This window comes from Campylobacter sp. 7477a (genome assembly GCF_014892335.1).
Lineage (GTDB): Bacteria > Campylobacterota > Campylobacteria > Campylobacterales > Campylobacteraceae > Campylobacter_A > Campylobacter_A californiensis.
The window spans coordinates 33,389-57,121 of sequence record NZ_JADBJH010000002.1; the positions used below are offsets into that span (position 1 = coordinate 33,389).

At 37.3% G+C, this 23,733-nt stretch carries 27 protein-coding genes; 9 read left to right on the forward strand and 18 right to left on the reverse strand.

The genetic code is table 11. From position 1 onward, the window contains the following. Positions 1-16 precede the first annotated feature (16 nt). From gltX to CCAL5182_RS00895, 3 genes are read left to right on the forward strand one after another with little or no spacing between them, the layout of a single operon-like run. Complete coding sequence (gene gltX / locus CCAL5182_RS00885) at positions 17-1,312, forward strand: glutamate--tRNA ligase (protein ID WP_169936201.1); 1,296 nt, start codon at positions 17-19, stop codon at positions 1,310-1,312. Further along, positions 1,309-1,602 carry a YggT family protein gene (locus tag CCAL5182_RS00890; protein WP_336610023.1) on the forward strand — a complete coding sequence of 98 codons (294 nt, stop codon included), beginning with the start codon at positions 1,309-1,311 and terminating at the stop codon, positions 1,600-1,602. Before gltX ends, CCAL5182_RS00890 begins: the two co-directional genes overlap by 4 nt. After that, a complete protein-coding gene (locus CCAL5182_RS00895) occupies positions 1,580-3,217 on the forward strand; it encodes a lytic transglycosylase domain-containing protein (protein WP_336610024.1) in 1,638 nt (545 codons plus the stop codon). Before CCAL5182_RS00890 ends, CCAL5182_RS00895 begins: the two co-directional genes overlap by 23 nt. On the opposite strand, the gene CCAL5182_RS00900 is transcribed toward CCAL5182_RS00895, so the two are convergent. After that, positions 3,138-3,620, reverse strand: coding sequence for a hypothetical protein (locus CCAL5182_RS00900; RefSeq protein WP_169936207.1), 483 nt, complete (start codon positions 3,618-3,620; stop codon positions 3,138-3,140). The genes CCAL5182_RS00895 and CCAL5182_RS00900 overlap by 80 nt on opposite strands. 109 nt (positions 3,621-3,729) lie before the next feature. On the opposite strand from CCAL5182_RS00900, the gene mobB reads away from it, so the two are divergent. From mobB to CCAL5182_RS00925, 5 genes are read left to right on the forward strand one after another with little or no spacing between them, the layout of a single operon-like run. Continuing rightward, complete coding sequence (gene mobB / locus CCAL5182_RS00905) at positions 3,730-4,209, forward strand: molybdopterin-guanine dinucleotide biosynthesis protein B (protein ID WP_169936209.1); 480 nt, start codon at positions 3,730-3,732, stop codon at positions 4,207-4,209. Then, positions 4,209-5,066, forward strand: a complete 858-nt coding sequence (locus CCAL5182_RS00910; RefSeq protein ID WP_169936211.1) for a class 1 fructose-bisphosphatase — start codon at positions 4,209-4,211, stop codon at positions 5,064-5,066. Before mobB ends, CCAL5182_RS00910 begins: the two co-directional genes overlap by 1 nt. Before the next feature lie 5 nt (positions 5,067-5,071). Continuing rightward, complete coding sequence (locus tag CCAL5182_RS00915; protein WP_169936213.1) at positions 5,072-5,281, forward strand: hypothetical protein; 210 nt, start codon at positions 5,072-5,074, stop codon at positions 5,279-5,281. A gap of 17 nt (positions 5,282-5,298) precedes the next feature. After that, a complete protein-coding gene (metG, locus tag CCAL5182_RS00920; protein ID WP_169936215.1) occupies positions 5,299-7,218 on the forward strand; it encodes a methionine--tRNA ligase in 1,920 nt (639 codons plus the stop codon). Further along, positions 7,218-8,201, forward strand: a complete 984-nt coding sequence (locus tag CCAL5182_RS00925) for a ferrochelatase (RefSeq protein WP_336610025.1) — start codon at positions 7,218-7,220, stop codon at positions 8,199-8,201. Before metG ends, CCAL5182_RS00925 begins: the two co-directional genes overlap by 1 nt. 38 nt (positions 8,202-8,239) lie before the next feature. Here CCAL5182_RS00925 and hcp read toward each other — a convergent pair whose 3' ends face one another. From hcp to queC, 3 genes are all read right to left on the reverse strand, one after another. Next, complete coding sequence (hcp, locus tag CCAL5182_RS00930; RefSeq protein ID WP_336610026.1) at positions 8,240-9,598, reverse strand: hydroxylamine reductase; 1,359 nt, start codon at positions 9,596-9,598, stop codon at positions 8,240-8,242. Between the two features lie 210 nt (positions 9,599-9,808). Next, positions 9,809-10,552 carry a hypothetical protein gene (locus tag CCAL5182_RS00935; RefSeq protein ID WP_336610027.1) on the reverse strand — a complete coding sequence of 248 codons (744 nt, stop codon included), beginning with the start codon at positions 10,550-10,552 and terminating at the stop codon, positions 9,809-9,811. Between the two features lie 57 nt (positions 10,553-10,609). Beyond that, positions 10,610-11,278, reverse strand: coding sequence for a 7-cyano-7-deazaguanine synthase QueC (gene queC, locus CCAL5182_RS00940; RefSeq protein ID WP_336610028.1), 669 nt, complete (start codon positions 11,276-11,278; stop codon positions 10,610-10,612). 124 nt (positions 11,279-11,402) lie between these two features. Between queC and ybeY the strand changes: the two genes are divergently transcribed. Continuing rightward, entirely contained in the window at positions 11,403-11,807 is a 405-nt protein-coding gene (gene ybeY, locus CCAL5182_RS00945) for an rRNA maturation RNase YbeY (protein WP_169972067.1), read from the forward strand. On the opposite strand, the gene mrdA is transcribed toward ybeY, so the two are convergent. The 14 genes from mrdA to CCAL5182_RS01015 all read right to left on the reverse strand — a co-directional run bounded on the left by mrdA (position 11,804) and on the right by CCAL5182_RS01015 (position 23,696). Further along, on the reverse strand, positions 11,804-13,609 hold the full coding sequence (gene mrdA / locus CCAL5182_RS00950) for a penicillin-binding protein 2 (protein ID WP_169936227.1): 1,806 nt from the start codon (positions 13,607-13,609) through the stop codon (positions 11,804-11,806). The two genes, ybeY and mrdA, sit on opposite strands and share 4 nt — an antisense overlap. After that, positions 13,606-14,112 (reverse strand): hypothetical protein, encoded by a 507-nt coding sequence (locus CCAL5182_RS00955; protein ID WP_336610029.1) that lies wholly within the window; start codon positions 14,110-14,112, stop codon positions 13,606-13,608. Before CCAL5182_RS00955 ends, mrdA begins: the two co-directional genes overlap by 4 nt. Beyond that, positions 14,061-14,519 carry an N-acetyltransferase gene (locus CCAL5182_RS00960; RefSeq protein ID WP_336610030.1) on the reverse strand — a complete coding sequence of 153 codons (459 nt, stop codon included), beginning with the start codon at positions 14,517-14,519 and terminating at the stop codon, positions 14,061-14,063. Before CCAL5182_RS00960 ends, CCAL5182_RS00955 begins: the two co-directional genes overlap by 52 nt. Positions 14,520-14,522: 3 nt before the next feature. Continuing rightward, positions 14,523-15,131: a ribosome biogenesis GTP-binding protein YihA/YsxC gene (yihA, locus tag CCAL5182_RS00965; protein WP_169936231.1), complete on the reverse strand. Its 609-nt coding sequence runs from the start codon at positions 15,129-15,131 to the stop codon at positions 14,523-14,525. After that, the gene (gene lptA, locus CCAL5182_RS00970; RefSeq protein ID WP_169936233.1) at positions 15,128-15,607 is read right to left on the reverse strand and encodes a lipopolysaccharide transport periplasmic protein LptA; all 480 of its coding nucleotides are present in this window, start codon (positions 15,605-15,607) and stop codon (positions 15,128-15,130) included. Before lptA ends, yihA begins: the two co-directional genes overlap by 4 nt. Continuing rightward, on the reverse strand, positions 15,583-16,107 hold the full coding sequence (gene lptC / locus CCAL5182_RS00975; protein WP_169936235.1) for an LPS export ABC transporter periplasmic protein LptC: 525 nt from the start codon (positions 16,105-16,107) through the stop codon (positions 15,583-15,585). Before lptC ends, lptA begins: the two co-directional genes overlap by 25 nt. Then, positions 16,098-16,586, reverse strand: a complete 489-nt coding sequence (locus CCAL5182_RS00980) for a KdsC family phosphatase (RefSeq protein ID WP_169936237.1) — start codon at positions 16,584-16,586, stop codon at positions 16,098-16,100. The genes lptC and CCAL5182_RS00980 overlap by 10 nt, the downstream gene beginning before the upstream one ends. Continuing rightward, the gene (gene hisB / locus CCAL5182_RS00985; protein WP_194239022.1) at positions 16,583-17,170 is read right to left on the reverse strand and encodes an imidazoleglycerol-phosphate dehydratase HisB; all 588 of its coding nucleotides are present in this window, start codon (positions 17,168-17,170) and stop codon (positions 16,583-16,585) included. Before hisB ends, CCAL5182_RS00980 begins: the two co-directional genes overlap by 4 nt. 2 nt (positions 17,171-17,172) lie before the next feature. Next, a complete protein-coding gene (locus CCAL5182_RS00990; protein WP_228026613.1) occupies positions 17,173-17,982 on the reverse strand; it encodes a septal ring lytic transglycosylase RlpA family protein in 810 nt (269 codons plus the stop codon). Beyond that, a complete protein-coding gene (locus tag CCAL5182_RS00995) occupies positions 17,969-19,180 on the reverse strand; it encodes a lytic transglycosylase domain-containing protein (protein ID WP_169936241.1) in 1,212 nt (403 codons plus the stop codon). Before CCAL5182_RS00995 ends, CCAL5182_RS00990 begins: the two co-directional genes overlap by 14 nt. A gap of 12 nt (positions 19,181-19,192) precedes the next feature. After that, entirely contained in the window at positions 19,193-19,981 is a 789-nt protein-coding gene (locus CCAL5182_RS01000; protein ID WP_169972066.1) for a TatD family hydrolase, read from the reverse strand. Continuing rightward, entirely contained in the window at positions 19,978-21,234 is a 1,257-nt protein-coding gene (locus CCAL5182_RS01005; RefSeq protein WP_169972065.1) for a GGDEF domain-containing response regulator, read from the reverse strand. Before CCAL5182_RS01005 ends, CCAL5182_RS01000 begins: the two co-directional genes overlap by 4 nt. Positions 21,235-21,319: 85 nt before the next feature. After that, a complete protein-coding gene (locus tag CCAL5182_RS01010) occupies positions 21,320-22,840 on the reverse strand; it encodes an AAA family ATPase (RefSeq protein WP_169999789.1) in 1,521 nt (506 codons plus the stop codon). Continuing rightward, positions 22,833-23,696 carry an NAD(+) kinase gene (locus tag CCAL5182_RS01015; protein ID WP_336610031.1) on the reverse strand — a complete coding sequence of 288 codons (864 nt, stop codon included), beginning with the start codon at positions 23,694-23,696 and terminating at the stop codon, positions 22,833-22,835. The genes CCAL5182_RS01010 and CCAL5182_RS01015 overlap by 8 nt, the downstream gene beginning before the upstream one ends. Positions 23,697-23,733: the final 37 nt, after the last annotated feature.

Below are 23,733 nucleotides of genomic sequence, written 5' to 3' on the forward strand. Positions count from 1 at the left end.
GTAAGGAAGACTATAAATGTATCGTTTTGCTCCGTCACCAACGGGTGATATGCATATAGGAAATCTACGCGCAGCGATATTTAACTACATCTGCTCTTTGCAAGATAAAAGCGGGTTTATACTTCGCATAGAAGACACTGACAATGAACGAAATATTGACGGTAAGGAGAAAGAGATCGTAGAAATTTTAGCAAAATTTGGCATAACGCCAAAACAAATTTATATACAAAGCGAAAATTTAAAATTCCATCGACAGTTAGCTTCAAAACTTCTCATAGACAAAAAGGCTTTTGCTTGTTTTTGCACGCAAGAAGAGCTTGAAGCAAAAAAGGAGCAGGCTAAAAACGAGGGCAGGGCATACAGATATGATGGCACTTGTGAGCGCATGAGTGATGAGGAAGTCTTAGCTTGCGAAAAGCCGTTTGTCATACGTATGAAAAAGCCAAAAAACACGATGAAATTTACAGATGCTATAAAGGGCGAACTTAGTTTTGAACCCGAAGCGGTAGATAGTTTTGTCATTATGAGAGCCGATAAGACGCCTACTTATAACTTTGCTTGCGCGGTTGATGATATGCTTGAGGGAGTGACATTTGTTATACGTGGCGAAGATCACGTGAGCAATACCCCAAAACAAGACCTTATACGTGATGGACTTGGCTATACGCAGACGATGAACTATGCGCACTTGCCTATTATCTTAAACGAAGAAGGTAAAAAGATGAGCAAGCGCGATGACGCAAGTAGTGTTAAATGGATGCTTCAAAGCGGATTTATGCCAGAAGCTATAGCTAACTATCTTATCTTGCTTGGCAACAAAACTCCGGTTGAAATTTTTACCATTACACAAGCGGCGCAGTGGTTTGATATAAGTAAAATTTCACGCTCTCCTGCTAAATTTGATATGAATATGCTAAAACACGTTAATCGCGAGCATATAAAACTCGCATCGCCAAAACGCTTGAGCGAGCTTACCGGACTTGACGAAAACAGGGCGGAGCTTATTAAATTTTACACCCAAGAGAGCTCTTTGTTGCCTGAGATAAAAGAAAAGATAGAAAAAATTTTCAGTCAAAAAGTCGCACCTAGCGAATACGAAGATGAGTTTGAGATTTTAAAAAATAGTATTAAAATTTTAAAAGATTGCCAAACGTATGATGAGTTTAAAAACGAGCTAATGCAATCAAGCGGTCTAAAGGGTAAGAAATTTTTCATGCCTTTACGCGCGCTCTTAACAGGTGAACTGCATGGGCCGGAGCTTAGCGAGCTCTATCCGCTTATAAAAACAAATTTAAAAGAGATAGCAAAATGATAGTTTCAACCTTTATTTCGGCGATAGCCACGATCTTGCATACGGTTATAAACATCTACATCTGGGTCATAATCACAGCTGCGATAGTAAGCTGGGTAAGACCTGACCCATATAATCAAATTGTCCAGCTACTTTACAGGGTAACCGAGCCGGCTTATGCCTTTGTTAGACGTTTTATACCGACTGTTTTTGGAGGTATTGATATAGCTCCGATTATTATTTTACTTGCACTTCAGTTTTTGGATCTGTTTTTAGTAAGGCTTTTGCTTGAATTTGCTTCGTCTATTTAGTGTATTTGCTCTGTTTTTGCTCTGTTTAGACGCAAAAATTTTAAGTTATGAGGAGCTAAAAGGCAAACCAAAAGGTTTTGCAAAAGACTACTATATAAACCGTCTTATCAACGACGGAAATTACACAAAAAAGCAAATTTTGGATCTTTCAAACGATGTTTTTCGTAAAAGTGGCTTGGTTCAAAAAAATATCGATAAAATTTTACCGCCTGCTCAAAAAGAAGATCCTTGTAATGGTGTGGGCGTTAAAAATATCCTTGATGCAAACGCTACTTGTCAAAATATTCGAACAACGATAGCCTTTAGCCTAAAGCTCTCTCCTCAAACACGCGAGCAAATAGCACAAAATCTTGCTCAAACTCATCCAAACAAGGCTGAAATTCTAAATATCCTAAATCAAAAAAATCCTGCAAAAAAATTTGCGGATAAATTTTTAACAGCACATTTTATGGCACTTTTTAACGCAAGCGAACAAGATAAAAAAGAGGAGCTTTTCTCGCAGAAATTCTCGGCTGAATTCATGGATAAGCTTTATGACGAAAAGGGCTTTTCGGCATTTTTAAATTCGCTTGTTTTGGAGAGAAAATTTGATAAATTTAGGCAAAATTTCCTAAAAATAACCCCCGAAAAGACTTCGCAAAACGACGCATTTTTTTTAGCTTTAAACGCTGTCACGCTTAATGATGAAAAGAGTGCGATTAAATTTTTTACACGCGCAAAAGACAGCTTTGAGAGGCAGTGGCAAAAAGATAATGCAACGCACTGGCTGTATCTTGTAACAAGAGATGATGAGTTTTTAACCCAGCTTTCAAAGAGCAAAGATGCAAATATCTACTCGTTATACGCTAGGGATTTTATCAAAAGCGAGCCGCTTGAAGTTATCGTCCCTAAACCAAACAAGCAAAAAATAAGCGGTTTTGACGTCAGCGATCCGTTTTTATGGCAAGAAACTGTTTTAAAAGCTAAAAATATGACACCACAGCAGCTACAAGAATACGCAAAAAAATTTTATACAAATGAAAGTCTTGGTGCATATGCATACTTTATGCAGATGGCAAACGGTTGGGATGAGCAGTATTTTGTGATGCCAAAAAGTGTGGAGCTTGAGGATGTAAATATAGCAAGAAAGTCGCTTATATTCGCACTTGCTAGGCAAGAGAGCCTTTTTATCCCGGCTGTGATTTCAACTTCTTATGCGCTAGGAACTATGCAGTTTATGCCGTTTCTTGCTAATGCTATCGGTAAAAAAGAGTTAAAGATAAAAAATTTTGATCAAGATGACATGTTTAAGCCGGATATCGCCTATCGTTTTGCAAATCACCACTTAAACTATCTTGAGAAATTTCTATATCATCCACTTTTTATTGCTTATGCCTATAACGGCGGCATAGGTTTTACTAAAAAGCTTATAACTAGGGATGATATGTTTAAAGAGGGCAGATACGAGCCATTTTTATCGCTCGAGTTAGTTCCTGTGACAGAAACTAGAAATTACGGTAAAAAAGTGCTTTCAAACTATGTTATTTACCGCTCGCTTATGGGTTCCAGTATAAAGATTTCGACACTTTTCGAAAGTCTAACTCTACCTGATTTGACGGATAAATTTCGAAAGTAAGTTTTAGGTTGTCACTATCTTTTGTGGGCGATGAAATTTCATAATACCCGGCCCAAGGCATGTTAAATCCTGCAAGTTCTAAGAGCTCGTCACTTGGCTCAAGCTCTCTTGCCACGATTGTGTTTGCGTCGTTATTTACTTTTATACTTGTTAAATTTATGGCGTTTTCTTTAGGACTTACGGCTACTAGAAATTTTTCTTCGTTGTTGATTGAAATTTTACTTTGATAGATCGGGTTTAGGTAGGTTGCTATGATTAAAATGTGGTTTTGCTCGTCTATGATCTCAGCCTTGCTTGTATAAGCCAAAAGTTCGTTTTTAAGCGGTTCGTGGACTACGATTTTTTTATCATAACAGCCGATAAAAAATAGTGCGAGACATAAAAATATTATAGTTTTTTTCATATTTTGCCTTTTAAATTTAATCGTATTTTAGCATTTTATTTTATAATCACTCATTAAATTTAAAGCCAAATTTAGCTATAATCACGTGAAAAAGTACAAAAAGGCGACAATGAAACGACTTGCTATCGCGTTTTCCGGTCCATCAAATAGCGGCAAAACTACAACAATCTTAAAAGTTTTAGAAAATTTTATCAAGCAAAACCTAAAATGCGTAGTTATCAAGCACGATCCGGGCGACAAGGCTTGTTTTGACGTAGAAGGTAAAGATAGCTTTAAATTTAGCCAGACAGGAGCTGATGTTGTGGTGCTTAGCCCAACAAGAACGACGTATTTTAGCAAAGATAAGTCTGATCTTGATGATGTTATAAAGATGATCGGAGAGTTTGATATACTGCTTGTTGAAGGCTTAAAAACGCTTCCTCTTCCTCGTATTAGCATTTTTAAAGATGAGATTGATGAAAGCTATCTTGGCTTTTCAGACGCCATAGCTAGTTACAAAACTGATTTAAATTATAAAATAGAAAATATAAATTTAGACGATATAGACGCGATTTGCGCGTGGATATTAAAACATGCAAAGGCTGTATAATGACACAATTAGAGCAAATTTTTAAGGCTATAAAAGAAGTAGTGATACGCATTAGCGAAGAGATAAAGTATGCCGATCTAGGCTATACGGCGCATGAGAACGCTACCGGCGATACGCAGCTAAAGCTTGATGTTTTAAGCGATGAGATCATCACCGCGAAATTTAAAGAGCTAGAGTGTGTAAAAGCATTGGTTAGTGAAGAAAAAGACGATGCTTTAAATTTAAACGAAAATTCAAAATATATAATCGCTTATGATCCGCTTGACGGCTCAAGTCTTGTTGATGTAAATTTCGCTGTCGGCTCGATATTTGGAATTTATGAAAACGAGTTAAATCCTCAAAATTTAGTTGCTGCCGTTTATAGCATATATGGTCCTCGCTTAGAGCTTGTGATAAATGACAAAAAGGGCTCTTTACCATCTCTTTATAGGCTGGCAAAAGACGGAGAGTTTAAATTTGTAAAAGAATTAAAACTAAACGAAAAAGGTAAGCTAAATGCTACCGGGGCCACGCAAAAAGGCTGGAGCGAGAAGCATATTAAATTTATAAGAGAGCTATTTTTACAAGGTCACAGACTTCGCTACTCAGGAGCCATGGTTAGCGACTTGCATCAAATTTTATTAAAAGGCGGCGGTCTTTTTAGCTACCCTGCAACCAGCGACGCGCCAAATGGTAAGCTTAGAGTGCTTTTTGAAGTGCTACCTTTTGCATTTATATATGAAAATGCCGGCGGAGCAACAAGTAATGGTATAAACGATAGTCTGTTTGATATAACGATAAGTAAAACTCACCAGACTACACCTTGCTTTTTCGGCTCTAAATTTGAGATAAATCTTATGCATAAATTTTATGAGTAAGCAAAATGAGTGAATCCTCGCAAAATCTTGACAAATTTGAACTTGCCTTAAAGCAGTATTCTGAAATTTTACTTTCATGCCAAAGTCAAAAGGGTTTGATGAGCTGCATGAAATGTAGTGAATTTTTTGAATGTGAAACGCGAAAAAATTATGTGGATAGTGCTTATAAATCGATGTCAAAAAGCGATACCGACGAAGGCGGATTTGATTTTTAAATTTAAAGGAATAAATAATGAAAGAAAAAAAATATATAACCACACCGATTTATTATGTAAATGACGTCCCTCATATAGGACACGCTTACACCACTATAATAGCCGATACTTTAGCACGCTTTAGGCGTTTGCAAGGATATGATACATTTTTTATGACAGGGACTGATGAGCACGGGCAAAAGATCGAGCAAGCAGCCCTTGTTCGTAATAAAACACCGCAAGAGTATGCTGATGAGATAAGCGGCAAATTTCGCTCGTTGTGGGATGAATTTGAGATAAGTTATGATCATTTTATCCGCACAACAGATGCCGATCACAAACTTACCGTGCAAAATGCCTTTGAAAAAATGCAAAAAAACGGCGACATTTACAAGGGTGAGTATGAGGGGTTTTATTGCGTTAGCTGTGAGACGTTTTTTACGCAAACACAGCTTGTTGATGAGGAGTGCTGTCCTGATTGCGGACGCAAAACAAGCATTGTAAAAGAGGAGAGCTACTTTTTTAAACTATCAAAATACCAAGATGCGCTTATTAAATGGTATGAAGAAAATGAACGTTGTATAATGCCAAAAGGAAAGAAAAACGAGGTAATTAGCTTTGTAAAAGGCGGGCTTAAAGATCTTTCTATAACACGCACAAGTTTTGACTGGGGTATAAAACTACCCGCAAGTTCAAACGATCCAAAGCATGTTATGTATGTTTGGCTTGATGCACTTTTAAACTATCTAACCACTCTTGGCTACACTCGCGGCGATGACAAAATGGAATTTTGGCAAGATACTACTCATATCGTCGGAAAAGATATTTTGCGCTTTCACGCGATTTACTGGCCGGCGTTTTTGATGAGCTTAAATCTCCCTTTGCCAAAACATGTCGCAGCGCATGGTTGGTGGACGAGAGATGGTGAGAAAATGAGTAAAAGCAAAGGCAATGTCGTAAATCCTCACGAGGTAGCAAGTGCTTACGGTCTTGAAAATTTTAGATATTTTTTACTTCGTGAAGTTCCATTTGGTCAAGATGGCGACTTTAGTCAAAAGGCTCTAATCGAGCGGATAAATTCCGAGCTTGGAAACGGACTTGGTAACCTTTTGAGTAGAATAATCGGCATGAGCTCAAAGTATAGCGAGTATAAAATCAACTCCATGCAAACTGCTAAATTTTACGAAGCCGAGCTAAACGAAGCGCACGAGTACCTTAAAAATGCTATTGAAAATTTAGAAAATTTTGCGACAAATCGCTACTTAGAAGAGATATGGAAAGTTGTAGCGCTTGCAAACGGTGCCGTTGCCAAGTATGAGCCATGGGCCATGATAAAAGCAGGAAAGAGCGAAGAGGCAAACACTCTCGTTGCTCTTTGTGCGAATTTGCTTGCTAAAATAGCAGTGATACTAAGTCCTGCTATGCCGCATACTTGCGATAAGATAGCGCAGGCTTTAGGTTTTGAAATTTCAACTGAAATTTATAATAAAATAATTTTACAAAATGAGCTTTTAAATTTTATAGCCAAACCTACGCAACCGCTGTTTCCTCGCATAGAAACAGAGCTTATGGCAAGACCGAGTGAGCCTGAAGCTGCTTTAAAAGAAGAGCCAAAAGATGGCTGTGATGAAAGCATTATTACGATTGATGATTTTAAAAAGATCGTTATAAAAGTAGGAACTGTGCTTGAGTGCGAAAAGGTCGAAGGAAGTGATAAGCTGCTTAAATTTCAAATAGACTTGGGCGAGGAAAAACCGCGTCAAATTTTATCAGGCATAGCTAAATTTTACGATCCGAGCACGCTTGTTGGTAGACAAGTTTGTGTGTTAGCAAATTTAAAAGAGAGAACTATGATGAAAAAATACGTCTCTCAAGGCATGATCTTAAGCGCAGAAGATGGCTCTCTCTCGCTTCTTAGCACCGATGCAAAAGTTAAAAACGGCTCGATAGTAGGCTAATGACAATAGAAAATTTGGTTCGTCTTATCAACGGACAAACACTAAATAAGCCTAGCGTTTCTAGCGTTTTAGGTTTTGCTTTCGAGGCAAAAAACGTTAAGCGTGGTTTTGCCTTTATGGCTGTTGATGCAGACCAAAAAGAGATAGAATTAGCCGTAAAACACGGTGCATATGCTGTTATAAGCGACGAGGAGATAACGCCTAGCGATACTGAGATAGCATACATTAAAGTAGATAATTTTCAAACTGCTCTTATTAGACTTATGCGGTTTGAAGCTACACATAAGAATTTGAAATTTTGCTCGGTAAATGCTGTGCAAATGGCTATTTTGGAACATTCTAGCCTTGGTAAAAATGCAGCTATCATACCAAAAAATTTAACCGAATTGTTTTACAAGATCATGTCGTCAAAAAACGGTGACATCTTTTTTGGAGATGAAATTCGAATTTTACAGCGCATAACTCCGCTTTATGATACTGTTTGGACCGATATTAAAGCACAAGCGTTAAATCCTAGCTCGATATTTTTTACTACGATGATATGCGATGATGTTTATTATCAAAATTTAAATATACCTCGTGTTTTTATCGGAGCTTTATGCGGACTGCTTCATTATCTTAAACAAAACAATATCTCTTTTAAGCTAAATGATACTCGCTCGCTTGGGCATTTTGAGCCTATTTTTATAGATAAAAATTTCCATCAAGCGCCATTTGGATCAAGTTTTCGCGCGATAATTATTGAAAATGACGAAGAGCTTTTTGCCATCGAAGCCTTGTATCTAAAGAAAAATTTTGATCCTTCAGAAGTCGTTATATGTTTGCCAAAAGATAGCTTGTTGCAGGTTGATAATGCTGTGAGGTTTGAAAATTTATATGAGGTAAAAGAGCTTAAAAATTTCCGCTATATGCTTGTTTTGTCTCAAAAGAGTGAAATTTTAAATTTATTAAGCGAAAGCGAAATTCAAGATTCGCTTTTTTAAATTTTCGGACAGAGATCTGCTCTCCATCCGCTTTGTGCTTATGCTTTTATTTTATTAGGATCCTCTCCCTCGCCAAGGAAAAATTTCATGTCTGCTTTCGCATTACCGCTAATTAGGCGAAGATTAAAATTCTCAACCAAGAAATTTACTATCGCTTCGTTAAAAAACTGTGGCACACTTGGTCCTATATTTATATTTTTTACACCCAGGCTAAATAACGCGAGTAGGATTATTACCGCTTTTTGCTCCATCCACATAAGTACGATAGATATCGGCAGATCGTTTATGGCGATACCTGTTGCTTCGCTTAAGGCGATAGCTATCTTAACCGCTCCGTTACTGTCGTTGCACTGACCAAGATCGAGGTAGCGTGGGACTTGAGTGCCTGGCACTAGACCAAAGTCAATGTCATTAAATCTAAATTTGCCACAGCTTGATGTTAGTATCACGCAATCACTTGGTAAATTTTGAGCCAACTCACGGTAGTATTCACGTCCTTTGCCAGGCGCGTCACAACCTGCTATCACAAAGAAACGGCGAATTTTACCAGTGTTTATGGCATCTAAAATTTGTGGCGCTAAACCTAAAATCGTCTTATAATGTGCTCCTGTTACTAGCGTATCATCACTGTCAAATCCACTTACGTCACCGCAAGCAAGCGCACACTCTATGAGAGGCGCAAAGTCGTCATTTTCTATCTGCGCTATGCCGTTTGTGCCGGCTATTTGGTAGCCAAACAAACGCTCTTGGTATGTGCAGTTTGAGCGAAGTGGCACGATACAATTGGTTGTCATCAAGATCGCACCTTTAAATTCATTAAAAAGTTTAGTCTGATCAAACCATGCCTTGCCGACATTGCCTTTTAAGTGGGAGTATTTGCGAAGTTCAGGATAGCCGTGTGCAGGAAGCATTTCTGAGTGAGTATAGATATTTATGCCTTTGCCGTCGGTTTGTTTTAGTAGTAATTCAAGCGCTCTTAGGTTGTGACCGCTTACAAGTATCGCTTTGCCTTCAACCTTGTTTTGACTAACTTTTACTGGTGTCGGTACTCCAAATTTTGCCGTATGAGCCTCACTTAGTAGGTTCATGCATTCAACTCCGGCGCTTCCTACGGCAAGGAGTTGTTTAATATGTTCATTAAAATTAAAATTTGAGTTTGTTAGCGTAAAATAAAGCGTATCAGCCATAACGCGGTCAACATTGTTTGTATCAGCGCCTAGCTCTGCGGCATGATGGCGATATGCACTAAGTCCTTTTAGCCCAAAAACCATTGTATCTTGCAAGCGTGCCAAAGTCGCGTCTTTGCCACAGGTTCCCATAGGCTGACCCTTTGAGCCACAGCCATTATCCATACTCATTTCACACTGATGACAAAACATTTGTAATTCTTTGCTCATTTAATTTCCTTATTTTTAGTTAAACGGTAAGTGCGATTTTACGTAAATTTTAAAAATAAGTAATTGATAGTAATCAAGATAAAATATATCCTAATAAGAGGCAAGATTATTTTTGAAAGATAAATTTATGGCATGAGACAAGAGTGTAACTCTTGTCTGTTTTGGATTAAAAATTTTATAAATTAAAATAAATTTAGGCGTGAATAGCTTTTATTGATAATCCTTGTTTAGTAAAATTTTAAGCGACTCTTCCGCTTTTTTTGCGTGTTCTGCGATTTGCTTGTAAGCGTCTTGATTAAATTCATATGTGCTAACAAGTCGTCCGCCGTGAGTGCTAAAACTCACGCCATCTTTTCTTTGTGAAATTTGCAAAAGCATATCATTATATGGTGCGAAGCATTTTTTAAATTCGCTCAATTCTTGTCTGTATACTCGTGGCAAATGGGTGGCAACATATAGTCGGTTGTATTTTTCTCCGTCTGCGTAATAGCATGACTTTGGTCTAAGTTGTGACGGGTGGTTTAGTATCTTTGTTAAGCCTTGTGTCTTAACAACGCTTTTATTTTCATAACTCAGCTTGGCCGATCGATAAAACTCGGATAAAAAGCCCATCATGGCAGAGTATTTGTCTATGCATTCTTTTTCGATGTAGTGAAACTTTTGAAGCTCATTTATAGACGCCCAAAACTCCGTATGCTCTTGTTTTGAGATTTTACCTGTTTTAACGACACTTGAAAGGATTTCATAAAATTTTACTTCCGCCTTTACATATTGCTTTGTTGTGTTATTTTGGTATTCGTGAGAGATACTATCTCCAAGTAAAGCACGAGAAAATGCATAAAATTCGTTGCAGTAACGCTGCTCGTCATCCAAGCTTAAAAGGTTGTTGTTGCTACTAATCGCACATCCGTTAAATGTAAAAATCAAGATTAAAATGGTAATTAAATTTTTCATAAAACCAACCTTTATAAAAATATATATTATTATACTACCACATGGATGTATGTTTGCTTAACTTATGTATTTTATCGGGTCTTTTGCTCCTGCTTTTTCAAAGCCGTTTAGTCTTAAGCGGCAGCTATCGCATAATCCACATGCTTCGTTTTCATTCTCATAACAACTCCATGTTAACTCAAGCGGAGAGTCTATCTCTAGGGATTTTGCTACGATTTGAGCTTTGCTTAAATTTACTAGCGGAGTGATGATCTTGGTTTTAAAGCTTGGTGCTGTTCCATGGTTGATAGCTAGGTTTATCTGTTTTATAAATTCGTGCGTGCAGTCGGGATACCCGCTACTATCTTCTTCAACTACACCGATAAATATCGCTTCGGCACCGTTTTTTTCGGCAACGGCTGCGGCTATGGAGATAAAAATTCCATTCCTAAACGGTACATAGGTATTTGGCACATCATCGCTTAAACCGGTTTTTGGCACCGATAGGCTTTTGTCTGTTAGTGAATTTCCGCCTATATCAGCTATAAAATTTGCGTTTAAATTTAGTCTTTTTTGAATGCCTAATTTATCGCAAATTTCATTAAATGCGCGCTTTTCTCGCTTCATCGTGCGTTGGTCGTAGTCAAAGTGAAGTGCGATAACTTCATATCCTTCATTAACGGCTATCGTGGCACAAAGCGTGCTATCCATGCCACCTGACATTATGACAACGGCTTTTTTACTCATGTGATTTCCTTTTTTGTGTATCAAATTTATATCGCCAGCATAAAGAGGCTGTTTGTTGAAAGTTTTATGTCTTAAATTTTAAAATTTCGCTAGAATTATACGAAAATTTAACTGAAAGAGAAAAATGATACTTTGTGATGAGGCGTATCCTCAAATTTTAGATGAAATTTGTTCTTATTTGACAATTGGAGAGGTCGAGCTTAGTTTTGTTCGTAGCGATGAGATGAGAGAAATAAATTTATCTCAAAGAAATATAGACAAGACAACTGATGTTTTAAGCTTTCCCTTTGAAACAGTCTTGCATGCACCGCTTGGCTGTATAGTTATAAATTTAGACCTAGTAGAACAAAAAGCAACCGAACTAGGCCATGGTAATGATGAGGAAACAGCCTTGCTTTTTACGCATGGGCTTTTGCATGTTTTAGGTTTTGACCATGAGAAGGACGAAGGTGAGATGAGGGAAAAAGAGTGCGAGGTCATAGAGAAATTTAACCTACCTAAAAGCTTGATAGTCAGAACTATGGACTAGGGCTTTTGCGCTGATTGTTCTAGGTTTATATATCCCATTTCGATTAGTTTTTTATAAATTTCAACTATCTTTGGACCAGCGGCGCTTCCGCCGTGTCCGCCATGCTCGATAACCATTGAGACGACATATTGTGGGTTATCATATGGTGCATAAGTCGTCATCCACGCATGCGAACGTTGTAAGTAAGCCATATCTTCTTCTTTTATACGTTTTTTATCAGCTTGAGATATACCTACGACTTGTGCTGTTCCGGTCTTTGCTGCTACCTTTATCGTTGATGAAGCAAAGTGTCTACTTGCCGTGCCTCTTGGGTGATTTGCTACCTCATACATAGCATGTCTAATGGCTGGTAATTGAGCCTTTTCAAAGTCTGTGAAAATGTCATCTTTTGGTTCAAATTTTACATCTTGGGAGTCGATGCTCTTTAGAAAGTGAGGCGTGACATTTAGTCCTGTGGCAAGCATCGCCGTGTGTCTTGCTATTTGCATAGGGGTTACTAGAAAATTTCCTTGACCGATGGATGTTATGAGTGTTTCTCCTTGAAACCAGGCTTTGCCGTATTTTCTCATTTTCCATTCACGACTAGGGAGCGTTCCTATAAATTCGTTTGGTAGGTCAACTCCTGTTTTTACGCCAAAACCTATCCTTTCAAGTATGGGTGCGATAGCGTCTATGCCGATCTTTTGGCTGGCTTTGTAAAAATAGTCATCACAGCTCTCTCTTATGGCGGTGTTCATGTTTACGTTACCGTGACCGTATGAGTTCCAGCAACGGAATTTGCGTCCACCAAGCTCATATGAGCTAGAGCAAAAGAAGCTATCGTTCTTGCTCATGCCATTATCTAAAAATGCCAAAGCCATACCCATCTTAACTACAGACCCGGGAGGATAAAGACCGTTTACTAGCTTGTTTGTAAACGGGTGATCAAGGTCTTTTATAAGTTTATCCCACTCGTCTTTGCTTATGCCTGATACAAATGGGTTTAGGTTGTATTCAGGAAAGCTTCCGGCTGCTAGTATAGCGCCATCGTGCACGTTCATAACAACAACGCTTCCTGCGTCCTTGTCAAAAATATCCATTACAAATTTTTGAAGCTCAAGGTCTATGCTTAGCTTTATGTCTTTGCTTTTTGGGGCATTGAAATTTATCTGCTCTATCTCTTCGTTTAGGGCATTTACTTTTATGCGTTTTGAGCCCTCGCTGCCTTGCAAAACAGAGTTGTAATACCTCTCAACTCCGCTTCGTCCGATGTAGTTTGTTAGCTTAGTTAGCGGGTCGTTATCCATATCTTTTTGATTTGCTCTTCCTACATAACCGATGACGTGCGAGGCTAGATTGTCATATGGATAGTGACGTTTGCTTGTTGGATTTACCTTTAAATTTTCCCTTAAAGATAGCGTGGCAAAGTGTGGTAAAAAGCTATCATAGTCGATAAACTCCACGACGCTTATAAATTCTTGGTTATATGGTGAGTCGTTTTTTATATACTCTTTTTTAAGTTTTGTGGCATTTAGATCGGGAAAATACCTTACGATCTCGTCTATCTCACTATCTAATGTGCCGTTTTTTCTATTAAGATGAGGTTTTAAAAGTATGGAAAAGCCTAGTCTGTTTATCGCCATCGGACGATCTTTCGCATCAAAGATGATGCCTCTAACGGGAGGAAGATATATCGTTTTTACGGCATTTTGTTCGGCTATGCTTTCGTAGTATTCGTTTGAATTTACGCTTAGATGATAAATTCTGCTTAGTAAAATTATCCAAAATAAAGCGATGATGGTAAAAACTATACGAAGTCTCATAGTGCTCGCTCTTTTAGAAATACAACCGCTAAAGCACTTTCGATAATAATATAAAACAGGCACTCTATATCAAAATTTAAAAATTGTGCATTTTGCGTGTAGGCTATGATGTTATTTATTAAAAATGTTGTAGCATATCCGCTTGCAACAAACACAACTAGGAGCAAATTTCGTAATTTAAGCGTTAAAATAAGCCAGTCAACTACAAAATGAAAAAATAGCAAGAATGCTACGATACTTGAAAAAAGATAAAATCCATGAATTTGTTCGGTAAAAAGTAACAATGCAAGGCAAAAATACCACGATATGTCAAAATTTTCGTATGATTTTTGTTTTTTATTGTATTCAAGTATTAAAAATGTAAAAAAAAGTCCCAGTAGGGGTGGTAAAAAACCAAATTGAGTAGTTGCGATCTCATATAAAAATAAAAACGCAACGCTTGATATTTTGGTTATAAATTGTGAATTAGTGCTATTTCGTCGCATACGGGAAAGTGTTTGCATTTGATGCAGTCCGCCCAAATTTTTTGTGCAGGTAGTTCGCTTTTAGGTATCTCTTTAAAGCCTAGTTTTTCAAAAAAACGCCTTTGGTATGTTAGGGTAAAAACTCGTGAAATTTCATACTCTTTAGCTTCTTTTAAAAGAGCATTTACCATCATAGAGCCGATCCCTCCACCTCGTAAATTTTTATCCACTATAAGACTTCTTATCTCGGCAAGATCTGGAGCATGGATGTGAAGAGCGCAAAAGCCGACTATCTTGTCATCATCTTTTGCTATGATGTATGAGCGGATATTTGTGCTGATCTCGTCGTCGCTTCTAGGAAGTATCACTCCGCTTGCCACTTCGGGAGCTACAAGCTCTTGCATATTTTTTATGTCTTTTGGTTTTGGCTTTACTAGTGTTATCACGGGCTATTCCCTGCCTAGGGCTAAATTTATGATCTTATCCCTTGCTTTGTCTATGTTGTTTTTATTAAGCGTTGAGACCAGGATTCCTTTTGGGTCAAATTTCATTACGGCACTTCTTGAGCTTTGATTAAGCTTATCGGCTTTTGTGTATAAATTTAAAACTTTTTGATCCGCTCTTAGGAAGCTATTTATGTATGAATTCACGTTTGTATCTATATCAAGGTCAAAATGTCTTGCGTCGATTAAATGAACGAACAATTTTATATTTGAGCGAAATTTTAAAAACTCATCTAAGCTTTTCTTCCACTCTTCATGCATAGTTTTGGCTACCTTTGCATATCCAAAACCTGGAAGATCGACAAACATAACCTTTAGCTTGTCTTTTGTATCATCATCTTCCATAAGCTCTATCTCAAAGAAATTTATAAGGCGAGTTTTGCCGGGAGTTGATGAACTTTTGGCTAAGCCGTTGTGGTTTGCTAGAGCGTTTATAAGGCTACTTTTGCCAACATTTGAACGACCTAGGAATACAATTTCACTTGAAGCAAAGTCAGGAGCTTGACTGATGTTTGCGCTTGAGGTTATAAATTTGGCTCCGACTGCTCTTATCACTTTTGTTTGTCCTCGATCTGAAATATAAATTTAACAGGCTTGTTGTCGTTGCTATTTACGTTATATGTGCCTTGTGTTTGATTGATCGTGATCTTTTCTCCGTAAACATTTTTATCGCTTTCTTGCTCATGTAAATGACCGTTACCGCTTATCGTATAAATTTCCTTTACAGGCTCATAAGTAAGCGTCTCGCCCTTGCCGTTATAGTGTTTTTCTTTCATGAAAACCTTAAATTTAGCATTGCCTGTGGCTATGTATTTTGTAGGTTGGCGTTTAGCGTCAAAATGCACGACGACCTTATCTGCAAAAAGCTCATCATAAGAGCCCTTTTTTATATGAACATTGCCTTTAAATTCGCTTATTTGTTTATTTTCATCGGCGAAAAAACTATCCGAAGTGATCTCTACTTGTTCTGCGCTAAGACTTGTGAAGCTTAGGATTAATCCCAGTATCAATCCCGCTCTTGCTCTATCCATGCTTTTAACCCTTTTATTTGCGTCTGTTTTTTGTTTGTGTTATATGTTATGCTGTTGCCAGTTATCTTGTCGCCATTTTGCGTCATCACAAAATCAACCTTTGAAGCTACGATTTTGGTTTTGAGATTATACAAAATTTCTTCTGAGATAAAGTTCAAACTCTCGTTATTATCATACTTGGCATTGCCTTTAAATATAAACAAGTTACCCTGTGAAATGGCTACGTCAGAACTCATTTTGTGATTTAAATTTCCCCTTATAATGTCGGCTTTAAATTTTAAAAATTCATCCTTTTTGGCGTATCTATTTACTTCATCAGCTTCGTAAATTCCACTTACTATACTTGAGTTTATCTCGTGATTAACTACATCGTTCATCTGCATGTTTGAAACACTCATGTCGCGTTTAAATTGCTCGGCAAAATACGGATCTTGTAACGCCAAAAATATCATCACTGCACTAAAAACAGCAACGACGAAATAAAAAATTTTTATAACCAACGTTTAGACCACTCGCTCTTTAAATTCTCGGCTTCAATGAGCATTTCTATCATCTCTCTAACTGCACCGTTGCCGCCTTTGTGCTTAAGCTTTGTCCTTACTTCAAGATCTTTTATCGCATCTTTTGGTTTAAAACTCCAAGCCACGGCATTTAAAATTTTGTAGTCATTGTAGTCATCGCCGATGGCGGCTGCGTTTTCAAAACTAAGACCTTCAAATTTAAGTATCTCTTTGGCAACTTCTAGTTTATCTCCAACGCCTTGATAAACGTGTGTGATCTTTAGATCTTCGGCTCTTCGCTCTACGATTTCTGACTTTCTGCCTGTTATGATGGCTACTTTTTTACCAAGTTTTAACCAACTCTCTATCGCCCAGCCGTCTTTTACGTCAAATGACTTTAAAAGTTCACCTTTTGCATCATATACGATCTTGCCGTCGGTCATACAGCCGTCAATATCTAAAAAAATAATATCTATCATAAAACACCTTTCGTGCTTGGAGTGGCTATGCGGTTATTTTTGCTAAGTGCGCGTCTAAGAGCTACCGCAAAGGCTTTAAATGTAGCTTCGATAATATGATGGTTATTTTTGCCTCTTATTTTTGCGATATGTAGCGTTATGTTTGCGTTCATCGCAACCGCTCTAAAAAATTCCTCGGCAAGCTCTATGTCAAATTCACCTATCTTGCCTTTTTCGTCTAAATTTTCATAGACTAAAAATGCTCTGTTGCTAAGATCAAGCGCGCAACTAACTGCTGCTTCGTCCATAACAACAACGCTATCTCCAAAGCGTTCTACGCCACTAACCGGATAGATCGTCTCTTTTAAAAGCGAGCCTATAACGATACCCACATCTTCAACACTATGGTGAAAATCAACATGCGTATCGCCCTTGCAGGTTATCTTAAGGTCAAGCAGGGCATGTTTGCCAAATGCTTCAAGCATGTGGTCAAAAAAACCAATACCTGTTGAAATTTCGCATTTTCCATTGCCGTAAAGCTTAAGCTCTGCGTTTATGTCAGTTTCTTTTGTTGTTCGTTGTGTTTTTAAAATTTCATCTTTCATTTTTATCCTCTTACGATAAATGCACCTACAAATTTTCCGCTTCTAGCATAGTCTCTAGCTTCATCTTCGCTTCTAAATCCGCTTAAAAATACGCGATATATTGTCTCGCCGTCTAGCATGAAGCTTTTAACCACAGATTTATATCCGTCGATACTTCTGTGCTCTTGCTGGTATCTATTTGCACCGCTTTGGTTTTTAAAGGCACCGATTTGCACCATAAATTCGCCACCGATAAAGCTTTGTTGAGCTGATATCGAAACGCCTGTTTGCTGTTGTTTAGGACTTTGTGTTTGAACCGGCACTGTCATGGTTTGCGCGTTAAAACCTATAACTTCCATACTAACAGGAGCAGTTCCTGCAGCTATCATGTCAAGCTTTGTTGCTGCAGCCTTTGAAAGGTCTATAACCCTATCTCCCACAAATGGACCACGGTCATTTATACGCACGATTACGTTTTTTTGGTTTCTTAAATTTACAACTTTTAGCACGGTGTTCATCGGCAATGTCTTATGTGCGGCCGTCATATTGTGCATGTTGTAAATTTCGCCATTTGATGTTTTTTTGCCGTGGAAATTTGGTCCATACCAGCTTGCTATGCCGCTTGCTCTATCTCCGACACTTACTACTGTCGGGTAGTAAGTTTTGCCGTTTATGGTGTATGGGCGCATTGTCGCTCTTTGAACGGCGGGAGAGTTGTTTGGCTTAACGCTAGTCGGCCCACTTGGAGTAAATGGAGCACCGCTCCAAGAACATCCGGTGAATAAAAATATTATAAATACAGGTATCGCAAATTTGATATTAAGGTATGACAATGCTTTCTCCGGCATTTAAATTTGAGCTAGCTAAAGAATTTGCATCGCGGATATCTTTTTCTTTGACATTAAATTTCTTTGAAATTTCAGCAAGTGTTTCGCCGTTTTGCACAGTGTAGTTTTGTATAGAATTATCTTTTGAGCGAGGGATTATTAGCTTTTGGTTTTGAGAAATAGCATTTGTTTTAAGCTCGTTAAAATCTTTTATGGCCTTATGACTTACGCCGGTTTTTTTAGCTATAGCTAAAAGCGTATCTCCTCTTTTTACTGTATATGCAAAAAAGTCTTTCTTGCCTGTAAGCGGTTTAAAATTTTGTGAGAAAATCTCTTTTTTGTTTTCAGGTATATACACATAGGTATTTTTTAAGTTAGGCTCGGTAAATACATATTTTAAATGTGGATTATTTGTTTTCATTTTTTTAAGGCTTAAACCTATGCCGTCACCTACGTGCATTAGATTAGTTCCTCCAGGAACTGTTACTTGAACAAGCTTTAGCCCACCTTTTGGATTTAGTAGCGACGAGTCCTTAGAAAGCAAGAAATTTGTCTCTCTCGCGATATATGCCGCTCTTAAAATCTTAATGACAAACTGTCTAGTTTCTGGTGGAAGGTATTTTTTCTGAGGATCTATAAGCGTCGCAAGATCATCTGTGCCGGCGGCTTTTATAGCCTTAGAAAGACATCCATCGCCACAGTTATAGGCCATTGCGGCTAGGTACCATTTGCCAAATTGCTTTTTAAGCGTGCTTAGATATGTTGTTGCCGCCTTTGTTGAAGCAAATGGGTCTCTTCTTTCATCAACATATTCGTTTATGTTAAGTCCGTGCATTTTGGCTGTTTTTGGCATAAATTGCCACATCCCGGCAGCTTTTGCTTTTGAAACCGTATGGTTTGAAAAGCCAGATTCTATCATCGCAAGATAGAAAAACGAGTCGGGGACTTTTGAGTTTTGTATATGCTCTTTAATCATCGGAATATAGACATATCCGTTTTTAAGAGCATCCGTAAAAGTCTTGATGTGGGAATTTTTTATGCTTTTTTTCATATTTGTATAGTATGAAGTTTTTATAAAGCTAGGATTTATATCAAGCTCTTTTAAAATTTTAACTTGAGCTTCATAAAAATCTCTATCGGATGTATTTGCAAATAAGCTTATCGCACAGGCAAATATCATAAAAATTTTAAGCATGGCTTTCATTTTTGTCCTTTTTTACGTGTCAAAACACTTAAATAATCTTTTGGCATTGCTTGAGGTAAGTTCTTTAACTTCGCTCTCGCTAAGGCTTAGAATTTCAGCTATCTTTTTAGCAACAAATGTCGTAAACATCGGCTCGTTTCTCTTACCGCGATAAGGTTCTGGGGTAAGATATGGAGCATCGGTTTCTATAACTATCCTATCTTTTGGTATGTTTGGTAAAATTTCAACCAAATTTTTAGCGTTTTTAAAGGTTAAAACACCACCTATGCCAAAGTAAAAATTTCCAAATTTTACAAGTTCTAAAAGTAATGGCGAAGCGTTGTAGCAGTGCAAAACAGCTCCTGCCGTAAGCCTTGGCGCATACTCTTTTAGAACATTGTAGCAATCCTCGTTTGCATCACGGATGTGAAGTATAACGGGTTTGTTTAACTCAACTGCAAGTTCAAGTTGAGCTAGAAAAACACGTTTTTGCTCCTCTTTTTCGGTTATCTTTTCCATCTCGTCTTTTGGTAAACGGAAATAATCAAGCCCACATTCGCCGATAGCTACACATTTTTCATGCGAGGCAAATTTGCGTAAGGTCTCTTCGTTATAGCCTCTTATGTCGTATGGATGAACACCAACGGCAAAATAGACATTTTTGTATTTTTGCGATATTCTAGCCGCTTTTGGTAAATCATTAACATCAGCACCCGGAAGTATAAAGCCAATCACATCCGAATTTATAGCATTAGATATAACGGCGTCTAGGTCGTTATCGTAGCAAGTATCGCTTAAGTGACAATGTGTGTCAATGATCACTTAGTAACCTCGATGCGATTTCTTCCACTCTCTTTTGCAATATATAAAGCCTCGTCCGCTAGCTCCAAAATTTCGTCTACACTATAGTCGTTTCCACCAAAAGTAAGACCTATAGATACTGTAAATTCTATCGTATCTTTTTTGAGTGAAATTTTATGAGAAGCTATGCTTGTTCTTAAATTTACGAAAAATTTGACTGCGTCTTCATTGCTTGTATTTTTTAAAACTACGCAAAGTTCATCTCCGCCAAAACGCGCAACCAAATCTTTGTCTTTTGTTTCGTCTATCAGTTTTTTTGAAAGGTATTGTAAAACCTTATCCCCAGCCTCGTGTCCATAAGCGTCATTTATGTGTTTAAAACGATCTATGTCAATCATGGCGACTGCATAAGGCTCATCAGTGTCTTGGATCATGGCTAGGTATTCGTTCATATCGGAGTAGAAATACCTTCTATTATATACTCCAGTTAGAAAGTCTTTGTTAGCAAAATTTGCGATTTTGTTGATATTTTCCATGGCTTCGATGGTGTTATTTACACGACATATCAACTCCTCTTTGCCAAAAGGCTTTGCTATAAAGTCGTTTGCACCACTTTTAAGAAAAGTAGCTGCGCTTACATGCTCGTCAGGCGAGGTTAGGATTATTACGCCTATTTTGTTTTTATCGTATTCTTTACGTATATCTTTTAGTATCTCAAGACCGTCTTTGACAGGCATTCTGTAGTCTGCGATTATAAGTTTGATGTCTGGATTATCGGCAAAGTAATTCATCGCCTCTTCGCCGTGAGCAGCGGTTAGAACTTGGAATTGAAGGCTTGTTAATATTTTTTTTAGGTTATTTCTAAAAGGCATGGAGTCCTCTACGACTAGGACTTTGTATTGTCTGTTTTTACTTAGCCTGTTTATCATGTTAAATATGTAATTTATATCGTCCATATTGCCTTTATAGACATAGTCTACGATATCTTTATGTATAAATGTTGATTTTGTCTCTTCATCAAGACTGCCGGTTAAGACTATTGCAGGAATTCCTTTGGATAATACATAATCAACTATCTCGCCATTTGGAGCGTCTGGTAAATTTAGATCAAGCAGAGCCATAAAGTATTCATCTTGGTTGTCTTTTATGAGTTGTTTGGCTTGAGCAAAGTCATACGCAACGTCTACTAGCATGTCGGTTACGTTTTTTTCCATCTGTTTTACTACTAGTTTTGCTAAAGCTTTATTGTCGTCAACTACTAGAATTTTTTCCATTTGTCTACCTATCTAATCTAAAATTTGTAACTTTCAATTTTATCGAATTTTTATTTTATGTAACTTAAAAATAAATTTTAACTTACTACTTCAAAAGCCCTCTTGCGAATTCCATAGCTTCTTTGCTGATGTGCTCGCCACTTATCATACGTGCTAGCTCGTTTGCTCTTTCGCCTTTTTCAAGCTCTTTAACGGTTGAAATTTCGCCGTTTTTCTCAACCAAGAAGTGAGAATTTGCCTTTGAGCTAAGTTGTGGTTGGTGTGAGATGGCAAAAATTTGATAAAATTTGGCTAGTTTTAACAGGACATTTGCGATACTCATCGCCTCTTTTCCACTTAAATTTGCATCTATTTCATCTAGAATTATAACTCCGTTTCCCTCTTGTGTTATCTGTGTTTCACTTGCTATAAATGCTAGTCTTAAACGGTTTAGTTCGCCTGAACTTAAATTTTTAAGAGCAGTTTCATTTAGCTTTAAAATAATCTCGTCCATGCCTAGTTCGTCAAGAGCTTTTGGCTCTATAAAGAGTGAAATCTCACTCATGTAAAGCTCTTTTAAGTAGGAATTTATCAAATTTTCAAGCTCTGTTAAATTTCGTTTTCTAGCTTTGTTCAAATTTTTAGCCAGTTTGTTTATTTCCGAGCTTGTTTGTTTAAATTTCTGCTCTAATTGACCCTTTTCAAAACTTATGTTTTCATACTTATTAAGCTCGATCTTTCTTTTTTCAAGTGTTTGAAGCGCTTCTTCTATGCTGCCGTAGCGTTTCACGATAGAATTTAACGCCTCGATCCTATCAAGCACTGCTTCGATATCGATATCCTCAAGCTCGTCCATGTTTAAGTTGTCTCTTACGATCCTAAGCTCATTCATGGTTTCTTCAAAAAAACTAACGTCAATATCGCTTATATGAAGTGCGTCAATAACAGCCTTTTCCGTGCTAAATATCGCTTCTGCTTTATTCCATGCTTCATTTATCTTATCTTTTTTACTAAGACGTTTTTTAATATCCATCAGCTCGTCAAATTCACCTATTTTTGGGCTTACGCTTTCTATCTTGTTTATCTCAAAAGCAGCAAATTCTTTTAGCTCTTCAACCTTTTTTTCATCTTCTAAGATGGAATTTAGCTCTTTTTTTATTTTGATAAACTCTTCAAATTTGTCTTTAAATTCCTCCTTTAAAGCTTTAAATTTGGGCTCTTTTTTGCACTCCAAAAAGTCGAGTAAATTTAAAAATCTCTCATTTTCAAACTCGTTTATCTCTTTTGCCGAGAGATATTTGATATGCTCTTTTGCTATTTTTGCTAAATTTTTCTTTGAAACAGACTGGGAATTTATAAAGTAACGAGTCGCTTTATCTTTGATAAGTTTGAAGTTATTTATGGGTTCGTTTTCGATACCAAATTCATCCATATCAAATTTATGGTCGATGTCAGCTTCTATGACTCTTGCTTCGCTGTCTTTTAAGCCAAAAATAGCCATTATAGCACTCATAAGCACCGACTTGCCGGCGCCGCTAACACCGGTAAAGACACTAAGCCCATCTTTGAAATTTAACTCTACATTACTAAAATTAAGATAATCTTTAATTAAAATTCGCTCAATCATTATGACCCCAATGAAGTTTTTCTTTTAAAATTTGAAAATAATCCCTTGATACATGGCGTATTAATTTTGCCTTTTTGTCGCTAAGACCTACACAAACGCTCTCGTAGTCTTTCATTTTAAAGGTATCTTGACCGTCTATTACAAGCACCTCGTCTTTATAGGCTTTTAGCTCGACCGTTAAATTTTTAGGCATGATTATGGGGCGTTGCGTTAGAGAGTGTGAGCAGATCGGAGTTAGCGAAAAAACATTACTAAGTGGATAGATGATAGCTCCGCCAGTACTCATGTTGTAAGCCGTTGAGCCGATCGGAGTGCTAGCGATGATGCCGTCACCAAAGTATGTGTTAAAGTATTTTTTGTTTAAAAAAGCTTCGACGTTTGCTATAGAAGCCGGTTTTGGTCGCATGATAACTGCATCGTTAAATGCTACTTTGTGTGTTATTTTGCCGTTTTTATTAAGTCTTACGTCAAGCATGTGTGGCTCTTCAACTATGAAATTTCCTTTAAAAAATTCATCAAAAAACCACTCGCAATCTTGCATCGTGATTTCTGTTAAAAAACCAAGTCTTCCAGCATGGATACCTAGAATAAAAGGAGAAATCTCAGCGCTTTTGCGACAAACGCTGATGATGGTTCCGTCGCCTCCTAAACAGATGATAAAATCGCTTTGCAAGGCTAAGGAATTTAGATCGTATCCGTTTTTGTTTACAGCTTTTGCACAACTGTTTTCAAGTAAAATTTCAATATTAAATTTATTTAAAATTTCGCTTATAACATTTAAATTTTGTATAAATTCGGCGTTTACTTTTGCGACTATACCGACTTTTTTTATATTGTGTATACCTAAAATTTTCATGAGTTGATTTTATCATATTTTAATTTAACAAATAACA

Bases quoted from the DNA above. Each gene is read 5' to 3' on its own strand.
- CCAL5182_RS01015 (WP_336610031.1), bottom strand. From the start codon at position 23,696: ATGAAAATTTTAGGTATACACAATATAAAAAAAGTCGGTATAGTCGCA.
- CCAL5182_RS00980 (WP_169936237.1), bottom strand. From the start codon at position 16,586: ATGATAGATATTATTTTTTTAGATATTGACGGCTGTATGACCGACGGC.
- hcp (WP_336610026.1), bottom strand. From the start codon at position 9,598: ATGAGCAAAGAATTACAAATGTTTTGTCATCAGTGTGAAATGAGTATG.
- CCAL5182_RS00995 (WP_169936241.1), bottom strand. From the start codon at position 19,180: ATGAAAGCCATGCTTAAAATTTTTATGATATTTGCCTGTGCGATAAGC.
- lptA (WP_169936233.1), bottom strand. From the start codon at position 15,607: ATGGATAGAGCAAGAGCGGGATTGATACTGGGATTAATCCTAAGCTTC.
- CCAL5182_RS01010 (WP_169999789.1), bottom strand. From the start codon at position 22,840: ATGATTGAGCGAATTTTAATTAAAGATTATCTTAATTTTAGTAATGTA.
- ybeY (WP_169972067.1), top strand. From the start codon at position 11,403: ATGATACTTTGTGATGAGGCGTATCCTCAAATTTTAGATGAAATTTGT.
- CCAL5182_RS00935 (WP_336610027.1), bottom strand. From the start codon at position 10,552: ATGAAAAATTTAATTACCATTTTAATCTTGATTTTTACATTTAACGGA.
- CCAL5182_RS00900 (WP_169936207.1), bottom strand. From the start codon at position 3,620: ATGAAAAAAACTATAATATTTTTATGTCTCGCACTATTTTTTATCGGC.
- CCAL5182_RS00890 (WP_336610023.1), top strand. From the start codon at position 1,309: ATGATAGTTTCAACCTTTATTTCGGCGATAGCCACGATCTTGCATACG.
- queC (WP_336610028.1), bottom strand. From the start codon at position 11,278: ATGAGTAAAAAAGCCGTTGTCATAATGTCAGGTGGCATGGATAGCACG.
- CCAL5182_RS00955 (WP_336610029.1), bottom strand. From the start codon at position 14,112: ATGCAAACACTTTCCCGTATGCGACGAAATAGCACTAATTCACAATTT.
- CCAL5182_RS01005 (WP_169972065.1), bottom strand. From the start codon at position 21,234: ATGGAAAAAATTCTAGTAGTTGACGACAATAAAGCTTTAGCAAAACTA.
- gltX (WP_169936201.1), top strand. From the start codon at position 17: ATGTATCGTTTTGCTCCGTCACCAACGGGTGATATGCATATAGGAAAT.
- hisB (WP_194239022.1), bottom strand. From the start codon at position 17,170: ATGAAAGATGAAATTTTAAAAACACAACGAACAACAAAAGAAACTGAC.
- CCAL5182_RS00915 (WP_169936213.1), top strand. From the start codon at position 5,072: ATGAGTGAATCCTCGCAAAATCTTGACAAATTTGAACTTGCCTTAAAG.
- mobB (WP_169936209.1), top strand. From the start codon at position 3,730: ATGAAACGACTTGCTATCGCGTTTTCCGGTCCATCAAATAGCGGCAAA.
- CCAL5182_RS00925 (WP_336610025.1), top strand. From the start codon at position 7,218: ATGACAATAGAAAATTTGGTTCGTCTTATCAACGGACAAACACTAAAT.
- metG (WP_169936215.1), top strand. From the start codon at position 5,299: ATGAAAGAAAAAAAATATATAACCACACCGATTTATTATGTAAATGAC.
- CCAL5182_RS00910 (WP_169936211.1), top strand. From the start codon at position 4,209: ATGACACAATTAGAGCAAATTTTTAAGGCTATAAAAGAAGTAGTGATA.
- mrdA (WP_169936227.1), bottom strand. From the start codon at position 13,609: ATGAGACTTCGTATAGTTTTTACCATCATCGCTTTATTTTGGATAATT.